At 59.0% G+C, this 13313-nt stretch carries 13 protein-coding genes and 1 tRNA gene; 10 read left to right on the top strand and 4 right to left on the bottom strand.

What is annotated here, in order from left to right; genetic code table 11:
• Positions 1-104 precede the first annotated feature (104 nt).
• Positions 105-293, bottom strand: coding sequence for a hypothetical protein (locus JJ917_09760; GenBank protein ID MBO6699104.1), 189 nt, complete (start codon positions 291-293; stop codon positions 105-107).
• Positions 294-466: 173 nt separating this feature from the next.
• Between JJ917_09760 and JJ917_09755 the strand changes: the two genes are divergently transcribed.
• The 10 genes from JJ917_09755 (at position 467) to JJ917_09710 (ending at position 10699) form a co-directional block, all read left to right on the top strand.
• Positions 467-541 (top strand) — tRNA-Thr (locus JJ917_09755).
• Positions 542-678: 137 nt separating this feature from the next.
• Positions 679-1296 carry a ribonuclease D gene (locus JJ917_09750; protein ID MBO6699103.1) on the top strand — a complete coding sequence of 206 codons (618 nt, stop codon included), beginning with the start codon at positions 679-681 and terminating at the stop codon, positions 1294-1296.
• Positions 1268-1954, top strand: coding sequence for a hypothetical protein (locus JJ917_09745; GenBank protein MBO6699102.1), 687 nt, complete (start codon positions 1268-1270; stop codon positions 1952-1954). The genes JJ917_09750 and JJ917_09745 overlap by 29 nt, the downstream gene beginning before the upstream one ends.
• On the top strand, positions 1951-2499 hold the full coding sequence (locus tag JJ917_09740) for an LPS ABC transporter substrate-binding protein LptA (protein ID MBO6699101.1): 549 nt from the start codon (positions 1951-1953) through the stop codon (positions 2497-2499). Before JJ917_09745 ends, JJ917_09740 begins: the two co-directional genes overlap by 4 nt.
• 76 nt (positions 2500-2575) lie before the next feature.
• Positions 2576-3505, top strand: coding sequence for an LPS export ABC transporter ATP-binding protein (gene lptB / locus JJ917_09735; protein ID MBO6699100.1), 930 nt, complete (start codon positions 2576-2578; stop codon positions 3503-3505).
• A gap of 88 nt (positions 3506-3593) precedes the next feature.
• The gene (rpoN, locus tag JJ917_09730; GenBank protein ID MBO6699099.1) at positions 3594-5099 is read left to right on the top strand and encodes an RNA polymerase factor sigma-54; all 1506 of its coding nucleotides are present in this window, start codon (positions 3594-3596) and stop codon (positions 5097-5099) included.
• Between the two features lie 162 nt (positions 5100-5261).
• Positions 5262-5828: a ribosome-associated translation inhibitor RaiA gene (gene raiA, locus JJ917_09725; protein ID MBO6699098.1), complete on the top strand. Its 567-nt coding sequence runs from the start codon at positions 5262-5264 to the stop codon at positions 5826-5828.
• A 99-nt stretch (positions 5829-5927) separates the two neighbouring features.
• Positions 5928-6392 carry a PTS IIA-like nitrogen regulatory protein PtsN gene (ptsN, locus tag JJ917_09720; GenBank protein MBO6699097.1) on the top strand — a complete coding sequence of 155 codons (465 nt, stop codon included), beginning with the start codon at positions 5928-5930 and terminating at the stop codon, positions 6390-6392.
• 131 nt (positions 6393-6523) lie between these two features.
• Positions 6524-7684 (top strand): 2OG-Fe(II) oxygenase, encoded by a 1161-nt coding sequence (locus JJ917_09715; protein MBO6699096.1) that lies wholly within the window; start codon positions 6524-6526, stop codon positions 7682-7684.
• Between the two features lie 135 nt (positions 7685-7819).
• Positions 7820-10699 (top strand): EAL domain-containing protein, encoded by a 2880-nt coding sequence (locus tag JJ917_09710; protein MBO6699095.1) that lies wholly within the window; start codon positions 7820-7822, stop codon positions 10697-10699.
• A 12-nt stretch (positions 10700-10711) separates the two neighbouring features.
• On the opposite strand, the gene JJ917_09705 is transcribed toward JJ917_09710, so the two are convergent.
• The 3 genes from JJ917_09705 to JJ917_09695 are packed head-to-tail and all read right to left on the bottom strand — an operon-like array spanning position 10712 to position 13264.
• Positions 10712-11386, bottom strand: a complete 675-nt coding sequence (locus tag JJ917_09705) for a nucleoside/nucleotide kinase family protein (protein ID MBO6699094.1) — start codon at positions 11384-11386, stop codon at positions 10712-10714.
• A gap of 34 nt (positions 11387-11420) precedes the next feature.
• Positions 11421-12281, bottom strand: a complete 861-nt coding sequence (locus tag JJ917_09700; protein MBO6699093.1) for a sugar ABC transporter ATP-binding protein — start codon at positions 12279-12281, stop codon at positions 11421-11423.
• Positions 12203-13264: an ABC transporter permease gene (locus JJ917_09695; GenBank protein ID MBO6699092.1), complete on the bottom strand. Its 1062-nt coding sequence runs from the start codon at positions 13262-13264 to the stop codon at positions 12203-12205. Before JJ917_09695 ends, JJ917_09700 begins: the two co-directional genes overlap by 79 nt.
• Positions 13265-13313: the final 49 nt, after the last annotated feature.

Raw genomic sequence — 13313 nt, 5'->3', positions numbered from 1 at the left:
TTTTAACAAGCAAGCCGCTCGTTTACGGCCAATCGGGGCAAGACACAAGAAACCGGGCATCAACAAGGCGGACTGACCGGAACGAGAGTAAATGGCTGGGGCGTTTAGCTTTGCCCGTCTTTCAACCGATCAAACACCGAGGGCTCTTTTTTGCCGACCGCCTTGCCACCGCGCCGGGCGCCCGCCTGCTGTTTGCGCTTGGCCAGATTGGCGCGTAGCGCCGCCGCTCGCGGGTCATCGTCGTCTTTGGACTCGCCCGAGGCGTTCGCTGGCTTTTGGGATGTATCCTTCATCGCGTCCAACCGTTCTGTTGGTTTGGCATCAAGGTATAGGGACGCCCGAAGTCCTCGCCAAGATCGCTTGCCCAATGCAACCCTGATACAGCCCGTAGTCGGATGCGAAAGTGTCTTGACCGGCCCCCTTGCACGCCCGTATGGGCTGTGGCATCACGCGCGCCTTGATAAATGCTGCCGTAGCTCAGGGGTAGAGCACTCCCTTGGTAAGGGAGAGGTCGAGAGTTCAAATCTCTCCGGCAGCACCATTGCTATCCCACTTCCTCTGAAGACAGTTGCCTGCCAAACCGAGCATCAAGGGAGCACGCGGCATTGCGCGTATTGGACCCGTTAACTCCGGCTTGCTATGCACACCGGCACGCACACCAATTTCCGGGCCGATTTCATGACAAGCATTCGACTGCACAAGGGCGATTTGCCCTCGCTGGACGCCTATGGCCACCAGATCGCCATCGACACCGAAGCGATGGGGCTGCATCCGCATCGCGATCGCCTCTGTGTGGTGCAGCTTTCGCCCGGCGATGGGTCCGCTGACGTGGTTCAGATCGCCAAGGGCCAGACATCGGCACCCAATCTTGAGGCACTGCTGGCCGATCCGGCGCGCACCAAGATCTTCCACTACGCCCGCTTTGATGTGGCGCTGCTGTTTCAATCGTTCGGCGTCATGACAACGCCCGTTTTCTGCACCAAGATCGCCTCTCGACTGACCCGGACCTACACCGATCAGCATGGTCTGAAGTCGATTTCCAAGGAGCTTTTGGGCGTGGACATGTCCAAACAACAGCAATCAAGCGACTGGGGTGCGGAGACCTTGACCGAGGCCCAGCAAGCCTATGCAGCCTCCGATGTGCTGCATCTGCACGCGCTGAAGGCCAAACTCGACGAGTTGCTCGACCGGGAAGAGCGCCGTGCGCTTGCCGAAGCATCGTTCGCCTACCTTCCGACACGCGCCAAACTCGATCTGTTGGGGTGGGGTGACAGCGATATCTTCGCCCACTCGTGAACGCGTCACCGCGCCCGAAAACCGGGCCGATGCTTTCACCGCCGCGCGGCGCCACTCAGCCAGAGTGCGCGCTTTGCGCCTACTTGTGCCTGCCGCCGGCGTGGTCAGTGTGGTCGTGGTGCTTGCTGGCTGGTGGTACTCCACGGCGACCATTCCAGAGCTTACAATCACCGATGTGACGGTAACTGATGAAGGCATCGCGATGGACGCGCCGGTGCTTCGCGGCGAGGATGATGACGGCCGACCTTATGAGTTGCGCGCCGCCGAGGCGTTTCAATCGCTATCGGTGAACCCGGTGATCACGATGCGCCAGCTCGAAGGCGAGATGACCCTTGATGACGATGAGCAAGCCTTCATCGTCGCGCCTCAGGCACGGTTTGATAGCGAAACGCAGCTTATGGTGTTTGAAGAAGGCGGCGTGGAATTGCGCCTTTCCTCCGGTGGCCAGGCCTTTTTGGGCGTCAGTGAAGTCAATCTTGAAAACGGCACATTGCGCTCACAAGAGCCGGTGCGGATCGCCAACAATGAAGTCACACTCGATGCTGGCGGCGTTCAAGGATTTGACGGCGGTGAACGGCTCCTGTTTACCGATGGCGTGCGTATGGTGTTCACACCGGCGCAAGACGGTGCGTCGGATGGGGCGCAGGACGGGACGTGAGTATGCGCATCGCTGGCTTAGTTTGGTTGGCCTTGATGGCTTTCGCTGCGATTGCACTGGGCGCCAACCTGGCCCATGCGCAAACGCTCGCCGACGGCTTGAGCGGCTTTTCCCAGGAATCCGACGATCCCATCGAGATCGAGGCCGACAATCTTGAAGTGCTCGACGCGCAAAACGTAGCAATCTTCCGCGGCAACGTTGAAGTTGTTCAGGGCACGGCGACTCTGCGGACACGCGAATTGCGCGTGCATTACCAGTCTGGCGAAGATGGCGCGATTGGGCCGACCAGCAACCAAGGCCTGCGTCTGCTCGAAGCGATAGGCGCTGTCGAAATCCGCTCCGAAGACCAGTACGCATCTGGCGATCAAGCGCGTTTCGATTTTGTCACGGAGATCATCACGCTGACGGGAAGCGTTGTTCTGCAGCAAGGCGAGAACTTGGTGCGCGGGCAGGAATTGGTGGTCGATTTGACGACGCGGGAAAGCCGCTTGGACTCCGGCTCACGGCGCGTCACCGGTGTGTTTTCGCCGGGTGGGGGGCAATAGGCGCACCATGCGTTTGGTCAATCAGTCTCTTGCCAAACTCGGGCGCACGCTCGATGGGTTTTCCGACCCGTCGGCGATGCTTGTACGCTGGGGAATTTTGCGTCCACGCGATCCGCTTGACCGGCTCAGCCATGACTTTGACAGACTGATTGGGCAAACAGCCAATCCCGTGGCCGATAGAAGTGCCAACGGACGTACCAATGGGGGCAAGAACGGGACCGATTTGGTCGACGAGGATGCCTTGCCGTTTGAGCCCTACGAAGTCTACGAACACCCGGTTATTGGCGATGCCTTGGTCGTTCAGGGCCTGAGAAAGGCTTACAAGGGCCGCGTTGTGGTGCGTGACGCCGGGCTGACCGTCAAGCGCGGCGAAGCCGTTGGTCTGCTTGGACCGAACGGTGCCGGCAAGACGACGATCTTCTATATGATCACCGGTCTGGTTCTGCCCGATGCGGGGCAGATCCATCTTGATGGAAATGAGATCACCAAGCTGCCCATGTATCAGCGGGCGCGCCTGGGCATTGGCTATCTGCCACAGGAAGCCTCGATCTTCCGCGGCATGACGGTCGAAGAGAACATCATGGCCGTGCTCGAACTGGTTGAGGCGGACGCCGACAAGCGCCAGGCCGATCTGGAATCCCTGCTTGATGAATTTCAGATCAAAGCACTGCGGAATACGCCGTCCATCGCCTTGTCGGGTGGTGAGCGCCGACGCTGTGAGATCGCACGGGCGCTAGCGTCCCGCCCGGCCTTCATTTTGCTAGACGAGCCCTTTGCCGGCGTCGATCCGATCGCCGTCAACGACATTCGTGCCTTGGTCCGTCATCTGACGACGCGCGGCATCGGTGTTTTGATCACAGATCACAATGTGCGCGAAACGCTCAGCCTGATCGACCGTGCGACGATCATCCATTCTGGCACGGTGCTCACCGAAGGCACACCGGATGCGATCGTCTCCAACGCGGAAGCCCGCCGGCTCTATTTGGGCGAAAGTTTCTCGCTTTAACCGGCAACATTTAAGGCCTGTCAACCTCTCCTAACTCCTGCTTGGCATGAGGCTTGCTTGCCCATGGCGAAGCAGTTTACATCGGCGCATGGGTATGTCGCCGAAACTCGTCCTGCGCCAAAGCCAATCGCTGCAGATCACGCCGCAGTTGATGCAGGCGATCAAGCTGCTTCAGCTTTCTTCGCTGGAGCTTTCGGCATTTGTTGAGCGCGAACTTGTGCAGAACCCCTTGTTGGAACGCGATGACGCCAGCGAGGACGTCCAAGATCCAATTCCAAGCGACGATGGCCCTGACTTGGCTCGGGACGATGAGCGCCCCGATTGGACGTCCGATCAGTTGGAAACCAGTGCCCAGACGGTTGCCGACAATCTCGATACTGCCGCTGACAATGTCTTTCCCGAAGACGCGCCTGTCGGTCCGCTGACGCCAAGTCTCGCCCTTCCGGGTGGCAATGGGGCGGCGCTGGAAGATCGTCCCGACATCGACGCATTTGTCACGCGCGAGACGTCTTTGCATGAGCATCTGAGTGAACAAATGACCATGGCGATCACCGCGCCCGAGGAACGCCTGATTGCCCGCATGCTGATCGATGCCATTGACGAAAACGGCTATCTGCAGGCAACGCCTGACGAGGTCGCAGAGCGGCTTGGCGCGAGCGTCCAAATGGTCGAGGCGGTGCTTGGCGTCATTCAGGGCTTTGATCCGGTGGGCGTCGGCGCGCGCTCATTGGCCGAATGCTTGGCGCTGCAATTGCTCGAGAAGAACCGTTTCGACCCCGCCATGAAGGCACTGCTCGACCATTTGGAGCTGGCGGCAAAACGCGATTTCGCCGGCCTGAGGCGCAAATGCGGCGTCGATGTCGACGACATCACCGAGATGCTGTCGGAACTTCGCGCCCTTGATCCCAAGCCAGGCCGTGGCTTTTCCAGCAGCCCAGTTGAGACCGTCATTCCGGACATCTTTGTGCGCGAAGAGCAAGGCGGCACTTGGGGCGTGGAACTCAATCCGGAGACCATGCCGAGGGTCCTGGTCAACCGCACCTACTATGCGCAGATCGACCGGGCGACGCTCTCGGTTGACGAAAAGAGCTATCTGTCTGAGCAGCTTCAATCGGCAAGCTGGTTGGTGAAAAGCTTGGACCAACGCGCCCGCACCATGGTCAAGGTTGGCAAAGAGATTGTGCGTCAGCAGGATGGCTTTTTCGCGCGCGGCGTCGATCATTTGAAGCCGCTGACACTGCGTCAGGTTGCCGAAGCGATTGAGATGCACGAGTCGACCGTCAGCCGGGTGACGTCCAACAAATACATCGCCACGCCGCGCGGCGTTTTCGAGCTGAAATACTTCTTCACCGCCGCCATCCAGTCCGCCGATGGAGGCGATGCGCATGCTGCTGAGGCCGTGCGTCAACGGATCAAAAAACTGATCGACGCTGAAGACCCCAAAAAGGTGCTTTCCGATGATCAGTTGGTCAGAGCGCTGAAAGATGATGGCGTTGATATCGCCCGTCGCACCGTGGCGAAATATCGCGAGTCGATGCGCATATCATCGTCCGTTCAGCGCCGCCGGGAAAAACGCGCCGCCATGCCGGCCTAACGCTCGATTGCCGATCATGGCCAACCCATCACTGGTGGATGGGTGCGCTGGCAACACACCTTATGGGGGCTTGGCGAAGGGCGCACCGCGTGTCAGCCTGCTTTTCCAAGAACCCACGGCAAAATGCGCTGATTGCGCGTTTTTCGAAGAAGGAGGATGGCCATGAGCCTGCGAATCACCGGGAAAAACATGGATATCGGCACCGCCCTGCGCGGGCATGTGGAAGACAAGCTCTCCGACGCCGTGGCAAAGTACTTCTCCGGCGGTTACTCAGGCCATGTCACCATGGAGCGCGAGGGCTCGGGTTTTCGCACCGATTGTTCCATCCACCTTGATTCGGGCGCGATCATGCAATCGACCGGTCTGTCGGTCGATCCACACCAAAGCGCTGACCAAGCCTCGGCCCGATTGGAAAAACGTTTGCGTCGTTACAAGCGCCGCCTAAAAGATCATCATCAGGACAAATCAGAACGCGCCGCGATGGCGGCAGCGAGCTACGTGACCTTCGCCAGCCCTGATGAAGACGAGGAGCCTTCGGAGGACTTTGCCCCGACAGTCGTTGCGGAAACAGAGACCGAAGTGAAGACGCTGACGGTCGCCAGCGCAGTGCTTGATCTTGATTTTTCCGGCGCGCCCTTGGTCATGTTCAAGAACGCCGCGACTGGCCAAATCAACGTCGTCTACCGGCGCAATGATGGAAATATAGGCTGGATTGATCCCGCCGCGTAGGGTAACGCGACGCCCTGAAACGTTTTTCTCACGCGCCTCGTCACCTTGAACTGCGATCACCCGATCGCTTGGTGCGGCGCGGATGGAGCCATTATGGGTATGGACTTAAGCGATCTGGTCGCGCCGGACGGTGTGATCGCCTCGCTCAAAGCAACGTCGAAGAAACAGGCCCTTCAGATGCTGTCGGCCAAAGCCGCATCGCTGACCGGTCTTGCCGAGCGCGACATCTTCACCACGCTGTTGGAACGCGAACGGCTTGGCTCGACAGGCGTTGGGCATGGTGTGGCGATCCCACATGGCAAACTGCCCGGGCTGGACGGTGTAGTTGGCCTGTTCGCCCGCGCCCACAACCCGCTCGACTTTGAGGCGCTCGACGACCAGCCGGTTGATCTGCTCTTCGTGCTCTTAGCGCCAGAAGGTTCTGGCGCCGATCATCTGAAGGCCTTGGCACGCATTGCCCGCGTACTGCGCGATGAAGTTCTGGCCGAGAAGATCCGATCCACAGATCATGCCACGGGCATCTACGCGGTATTGACCGGCGGCGCGCAATCAGACGCCGCCTAGGGCGTCGACGTCTGGGGCTCCGCCTCCCCGAAGCGTTTGTTCATGGCTTGTTAACCATACATTAGGCGCCACTCGCTAGCGTCAGGCTTGGCCTCGGCCATCCCTTTGACCCTTGCGACCAAGACCCGCCAATGACAGCCGCCGCGACAGCCCGTCCCCTCGAACCATCCGTTGAAACCGAGCCAGCCAAGCGCCTGCGAACGCTGCGCTTTGGAGAAGCCGTGCCACTTTGCTATTCGGCAACCCGGTCCAATGATCGGTTTGCATTCGGGTCGCTCGGAGGGCGCTACACCCTAGTTGGCTTCCTGCCGCCACAAGGCACCAAAGACTGCGCTGCCATGCTGGCTCCCATGGAAAGCGCGCAGTCTCTGTTCGATCCGGCGAAGCGCGTCATCGCCCTGGCGAGCAACGCCGCCGAGACACGGCAGACGCGCGCTCTGATCGCTTTGGATGGGGCGCTTTTGGTGTTCCACGATCAATCCAATGGCCTGCATGACATTTTTGGCGTCACCGGTGCAGCGCAAGAACCACAGGCCGGCGTGATGCCGGCCGGGTGGTTTCTGGTCGATCCGGTTATGCGGGTGATGGCAACGTTTGCTCCGAGCGACACCGAGCAGGCGCTGGCAACCTTGGAGGCCACCGGCGACCCCCTGCACCATGCCGGTGTTGCCACGCCAGCTCCGGTTTTGATGGTGCCGCGGGTGTTTGAGCCGGACTTTTGTGACTCGCTTTTGGACTATTACCGGGCCAATGGCGGAGAAGCCTCCGGCGTTACCCGCGAGCGTGACGGTAAAACGCTGGTTGAACTCGATAACTCCGCCAAGAAGCGATTTGACTGCCTAGTTGAGGATGAGCGCCTGCGAGAGGCGGCGATGCATCGGATTTATTGGCGCCTTGCACCGCAGATCGAAAAAGCGTTCCAATTCAAAGTGACACGCATGGAACGGTATATTGTGTGCTGCTACGACGCGGACACGGGCGGGTATTTCAAGGCTCATCGCGACAACACCACCAAAGGGACGGCCCATCGTCGCTTCGCTGTTTCGATCAACCTCAACGCTGAAGACTTTGAAGGCGGTGGTGTAACCTTCCCTGAATACTCCGACACGGTCTACAATCCACCAACCGGCGGCGCGCTGATCTTTTCCTGCTCATTGTTACACGAGGCCTTACCAATCACGGGTGGCCAGCGATTTGCGTTCTTGCCGTTCCTTTACGACGACGCAGCGGCCGAAATCCGCAAGGCCAACAATGCTTTTCTCGACGAGAGCGTCGGCACCTACTCTGGATAGTTCAAAGACAAGAATTTGTTTACCTTAAACGCTAAATCAGCTAACCTTATTTTTGATTGTTGAGACGCTTCACCATTTCTTAGATCAACACAAATAACGTTATTGTATCCGCGCGATACAATAGGGCGTTATTTCATGAACGATGATTCTGCGTATGATGAAGTGGCGCTTCGCCGGCGCTATACGTGGCAATACATTGCCGCCATGGCTTTGGTCGCCGCCTCGATCATCATCGGCGCATTTCAAGTCAATCAAATACTCGACGTCAATCGCCAGCAAGGTGAGATCATCAATGTTGCTGCCTCGCAGCGCATGTTATCGCAGCGCTTGGCACTGCTTCCCGATCGCGTTCTTTCTGAAACGAACGCCTATCGCCGTAATCGCGCGTTGCGCGATATTCGCCTGGCTGTCGAGCGCATGCGTGAGGCACACGTCTATCTGACGGAGGGCCGCGATGGCGAACCGGCCCCTGCCCAAGCAACCGCTGCTTTGCGCCACCATTACGCACCCGCTGGTCGTGGGCTGGAAAACATGGTGGCGAGCTTCATTCGAACCTATGAGGCGTTTGCCAACGCGCCGGAGGAGTTCCGTGAGGCCATTGAATTTCAGCGTATGAACGCAGAAAATGGGCTCCTTGTTCGGCTCGATCAGGCCGTTGAACTCTACACCCAAACCGCCGAACAAGAGATGGCTTTGGCCATGCGTGTGCACGGCATCTGGGTCTTCATCGCGCTCAGCTTCGTGCTTCTGGTGGCGATCTTCATCTTTCGTCCACTGGCTCGTGATGCGGCCAAGGCGGTTGGCAGTATTGGCGCGGAACTGGATGAGCGCGCCGGTCTTTTGTCCAGGTCTTTTAAGATCGCCAAGATGGGACATTGGCGCGCGATTAATGCCGAGGCCGATCCCCTGTGGATGTCACAGGAACTCATCGACATGTACGACATGGATCGCAGAGAGGGGTTCGTACCCTTGTCGGTGATCCAGGAAGGCGACGTCGTGCCAGAGGGCACTTCGATTGAAGACAATCTGCAGCACGCTGCTTTCAAGCGAACTTGGCAGAAAGGTGAGCCGACGGTAGCGCGCTCGCAATACCGCAAGCCAAACGGCGATATCATCGACATGCTGGTGCACATGGAGGCTGAGTTCGGGCCAGATGGTGAAGTTGTTGGCGTCGTTGGCGTCATCAAGGATGACACGGCCGAAGCAGAAGCTGATCGCGCCCTGAAAGAAAGTTATGCCGTCATCGAGCATAAGTCGCGCGATTTGATGGAGTCGCAACGGCTTGGCAAGCTGGCCAGCTGGCGTGTTTGCCTCGAAACCATGACCGTCGAGTGGGACGAACGTGGCTACGAGCTAATGCGCTTTGACCCCGAAAAACTTGATATGTCCGTGGAGAATGTCAGCCGCTGTTACATAGACGGCAGCCGTGAACGCTTGGCAGAGTTTCGCAATCGCGCGATCGAAACCGGTACACGCCAAAGCGATACGTTCCGCGTGGAACGAGGCGATGGCACGCAAATCGACCTGCAATTGCAATGCACGTTGGAGCGGGACGCCAAGGGCGAACCGTTTGCGCTGTTTGGCACAATGCAGGATGTCACCAAAGAACGCGCCGCGGCCCGTGAACTGGAGCAGCTCGCCTATTTCGACAATTTGACGGGGCTGGCCAACCGCACGCTGTTTACCCGCGAGTTGAAGCGGATCAGCGATGCGGCGCGCAATGCCGATCACACCGCCGCATTGATCCTTCTCGATCTTGACCACTTCAAAGAGGTCAACGACACGCTTGGCCACGAGGCCGGTGATCAATTGCTTGGCATTGTCGGTCGCCGGCTTGCCAATGTGGTGCGCGAAGAGAACTTCGTCGCGCGCCTCGGCGGTGATGAGTTCGCGGTCATTGTGGAAGGCAATGTCAGCCGTCAGGCGCTCGACTGTCTGTGCGCGCGCATCATTGAGAGCATGGGTCATCCGGCAACTTTGTCGCTGGGCACGGTGCGCACCAACGCCAGTGTTGGCGTTGCGCTCATGCCCGTCCATTCCGACGATCCCGATGAGTTGTTGAGGTTCGCTGACCTTGCACTCTACGCCTCGAAGGAAAGCGGCCGAGGGCGCACAACCTATTATGATGACAGCTACAGCGAGGCGCTGAGTGCCCGGCTGTCGCTGGCAACCGAGGTTCGATCAGCACTCGATGAAGAGCGTTTCGAGGTGCACTACCAGCCCGTGGTTGACATTCGACAGGGCAGAGTTGGTGGCTTTGAAGCCTTGCTGCGGTTGCCGAAGGGGGGCGGTGGCTTTATTCCACCCAGCCAGTTCGTGCCGATCGCCGAAAGCTCGCATCTCATCGCCGATCTCGGCGCCTTCGTTCTGCAGACCGCGTGCAACGAGGCGCAGGCCTGGATCGATGATGGACTGCCGCCGCGCACAATCGCCGTCAACGTGTCCGCCGCGCAGGTCTGGCATGGTGACTTGGAAAAAGTGATCGACGGCGCTCTTGAAAGCTCCAAGCTCGATCCGAAACTGCTCTGCATCGAGCTGACGGAAAGCGTCTTCGCGGCCGAAAGCATCGACCGATTGAATGGAATACTGACGCGGTTGAAAGAGCGCGGCATCCAACTGGCGCTTGATGATTTCGGCACGGGGTACTCCTCGCTCGGCTATCTCAATCAGTTGCCATTCGACGCGTTGAAGATTGACCGTACCTTCGTCTCCTCGGCGCACCAGAGCGTTGAGAAACGCAAGCTTCTTCGCGGCATTGTCAGCCTTGGTAAGGGACTGGATTTGAGGGTGATTGCCGAGGGCGTCGAGACTGAAGATGAGCTAAGACTTGTGCGCCAGCTTGGTTGCCATGGCGTCCAGGGCTGGTTCTTCAGCAAGGCTGAGCGTGCCGAGCAGGCGATTGTGGAAGCATCACGGATCGAAGCCTTGAGTATGCTTCGCCAACTCAATCCGACAGAACAACAGAAGCAGCATCGTGATGCGGTGATGACGGCTCTTTTACGTCGTCCAGCCTAGCGGCTCTGTCGCTCAACCGACCGACCTGGCGGTTGCTCCAAAGGCTGTGGCAGCCTCCCGAAAAACAATGTCAGCCGGACGAGAGGCTGCTTTCACCAGGCGCGCGTTCGGCAAATCATTGTCTTCAATCCGCCGCCGCGCCACCTCTTCTGGCAGTTTGTGTTCGCGCCAACGCTCAACCAGACGGGCACGTAAGACTTCCTCCGACACATCGATTTGTACCGTCAGATCGTAGAACGCGGCGAGTTGATCCCAAGGGGGTTCTGCCAACAGCAAGTAATTGCCTTCGACCAGAACGGTCTTCACCGAATTAGGAATGATCCGCGCGCCGGCACGTGACACCTCATGCGTCCGGTCGAACAGCGGGACGGCGATCTCGGCCTCCTCATTGGTAGCCAAGCGTCGTTGCATATGAACGAGGCCTCCAACATCGAAGGTGTCAGGCGCGCCTTTGCGTTCCAGGCGGCCTCGCGCGCGCAGCACATCGTCGTCGAGATGAAAGCCGTCCATGGGTAGAATTGACGCCGCACCAGGGTCGCGCTGATTAAGCGCCTCAGCCAGGGCCTCGCTCAACGTCGATTTCCCGCCGCCTGGCGCCCCGACGATGGCGATAAGGCGCCGCTTGTCGGTCGCTGGATCGCCAAGGGCATCCACCAAATCGTCAAATCGGGTGATCACGTCCGACATAGCCGGTCTTTCTTGAGCGAGCAGGTGCGGCCAGTCAGGCAGCCTGCGGTACGGCGTCTTCAGGTGGTTTCTTGGCGCCCGTCATGAAGGCCACGGCGTCCGACATGGTGAAGTCATCCGGCTTCACCACGCATAATCTCTTGCCAAGCCGGTGCACATGGATGCGGTCGGCCACTTCGAACACGTGGGGCATGTTGTGACTGATCAGGATGATCGGGATACCGCGGCTGCGCACATCTTGGATAAGTTCAAGCACCTTGCGGCTTTCTTTCACGCCGAGCGCCGCAGTTGGTTCATCCAGAATGATGACCTTGGACCCAAAAGCGGCAGCCCGCGCCACGGCCACGCCTTGGCGTTGACCACCAGACAGCGTCTCTACCGCTTGGTTGATGTTTTGAATGGTCATCAAGCCGAGCTCCGACAGCTTGTCGCGGGCGAGTTTTTCCATCTGCTTGCGATCAAGCTGACGGAACAGGCTGCCCATGACTCCTGGCTTGCGGATCTCGCGGCCCATGAACATGTTATCGGCAATCGAGAGCGCCGGTGACATGGCAAGGGTCTGGTAGACGGTTTCGATGCCGGCCTCACGCGCATGAATGGGCGAGGAAAACCGCACCTCTTTGCCTTCCAGCATCACCTTGCCCGCGTCCTGTCCCACGGCGCCGGAGATCACTTTGATCAGCGAGGATTTGCCGGCGCCGTTGTCGCCAATGACGGCCAAAATTTCGCCAGGCAAGAGATCGAAATCGCAATGGTCGAGCGCGGTGACCTTGCCATAGCGCTTCACCAGCCCGCGCGCTTTGAGGATCGGTTCCATTAGGCGGCTACCTTTCTGATCCACTGATCGACCGCCACGGCGGCGATGATGAGCACCCCGATGAGAAGGAACGTCCATTGCGCATCCGCGCCGAGGAGCCGCAATCCAAGCGTGAACACGCCAACGATCAAGGCGCCGAAAAATGCCCCCATGATCGAGCCGCGACCGCCAAAGAGCGAGATGCCGCCGATCACCACGGCGGTGATGCTTTCAATGTTGAGCAATTGCCCCGATGTGGGCGAGACAGAGCCAATGCGGCCGATGATGGCCCATCCGGCAAAGGCGCAGATGAGGCCTGCGACGGCATAGACCGAGATCAGCGTCTTGGTGACGTTGACGCCGGACAGTTGTGCGGCCTCAGGGTCGTCGCCAACGGCATAGACATGCCGTCCCCAGGCGGTGTGTTTGAGCACATAGGACAGCAGCAAAAAAAGCACGATCATGAAAATCACGCCGAGCGTGAAGATGGCACCGCCAACATTGTAACTGCTGCCCATCAACTGCAGCACGGGCGCGTCAGCGGCGATGTCTTGGCTGCGGATGGTCTCGTTGGCTGAGTAAAGGAAGTTGGCCGCAAGCACGATCTGCCACATGCCGAGCGTGACAATGAAGGGCGGCAATTTCATCACCGCGACAAGCCAGCCATTGACGGTGCCAATCGCCGTGCCGAACACCAGGCCGCAGACGACTGCGATCTCCGGCGGCAGGCCATAGCGAAAAGCGAACTGGCCCATGATCACCGAGGAAATGACCGCGATGGCACCGACGCTCAGATCGATGCCAGCGGTCAGGATCACAAGGCTCTGCGCCGCCGCAACAATGCCGACGATCTGCACCTGCTGGAGAATGAGCGTTAGAGCAAAGGGCGAGAAAAACCGCTGCCCGAGCAGCATGCCAAAAATAATGATCGATGCGATCAGAACGATCAGCGGCACCAAAGCCGGGTTGGTGTGCAGAGCGTGCTGGATGGTGCCCAGCAGCCCGCGGCGGTCATCGGTGAAGGCGGCAACTTGCGCATCGGCGCCACCGGCGGCGGCTTCGTAGTCGTCGGTCTGTGACATCCCAGCTCCCACGTTTCCTAAATTTCAATGCCAGGTTGATCCTGGCTTG

It is taken from the genome of Hyphomicrobiales bacterium (genome assembly GCA_017642935.1).
Taxonomy (GTDB): domain Bacteria; phylum Pseudomonadota; class Alphaproteobacteria; order Rhizobiales; family MH13; genus MH13.
This window is presented reverse-complemented; position numbering and strand designations above follow the sequence as displayed.

Bases quoted from the DNA above. Each gene is read 5' to 3' on its own strand.
- lptB (MBO6699100.1), top strand. From the start codon at position 2,576: ATGCTTGTACGCTGGGGAATTTTGCGTCCACGCGATCCGCTTGACCGG.
- rpoN (MBO6699099.1), top strand. From the start codon at position 3,594: ATGGGTATGTCGCCGAAACTCGTCCTGCGCCAAAGCCAATCGCTGCAG.
- JJ917_09760 (MBO6699104.1), bottom strand. From the start codon at position 293: ATGAAGGATACATCCCAAAAGCCAGCGAACGCCTCGGGCGAGTCCAAA.
- JJ917_09695 (MBO6699092.1), bottom strand. From the start codon at position 13,264: ATGTCACAGACCGACGACTACGAAGCCGCCGCCGGTGGCGCCGATGCG.
- JJ917_09705 (MBO6699094.1), bottom strand. From the start codon at position 11,386: ATGTCGGACGTGATCACCCGATTTGACGATTTGGTGGATGCCCTTGGC.
- JJ917_09710 (MBO6699095.1), top strand. From the start codon at position 7,820: ATGAACGATGATTCTGCGTATGATGAAGTGGCGCTTCGCCGGCGCTAT.
- raiA (MBO6699098.1), top strand. From the start codon at position 5,262: ATGAGCCTGCGAATCACCGGGAAAAACATGGATATCGGCACCGCCCTG.
- ptsN (MBO6699097.1), top strand. From the start codon at position 5,928: ATGGACTTAAGCGATCTGGTCGCGCCGGACGGTGTGATCGCCTCGCTC.
- JJ917_09750 (MBO6699103.1), top strand. From the start codon at position 679: ATGACAAGCATTCGACTGCACAAGGGCGATTTGCCCTCGCTGGACGCC.
- JJ917_09715 (MBO6699096.1), top strand. From the start codon at position 6,524: ATGACAGCCGCCGCGACAGCCCGTCCCCTCGAACCATCCGTTGAAACC.
- JJ917_09700 (MBO6699093.1), bottom strand. From the start codon at position 12,281: ATGGACGTTCCTTCTCATCGGGGTGCTCATCATCGCCGCCGTGGCGGT.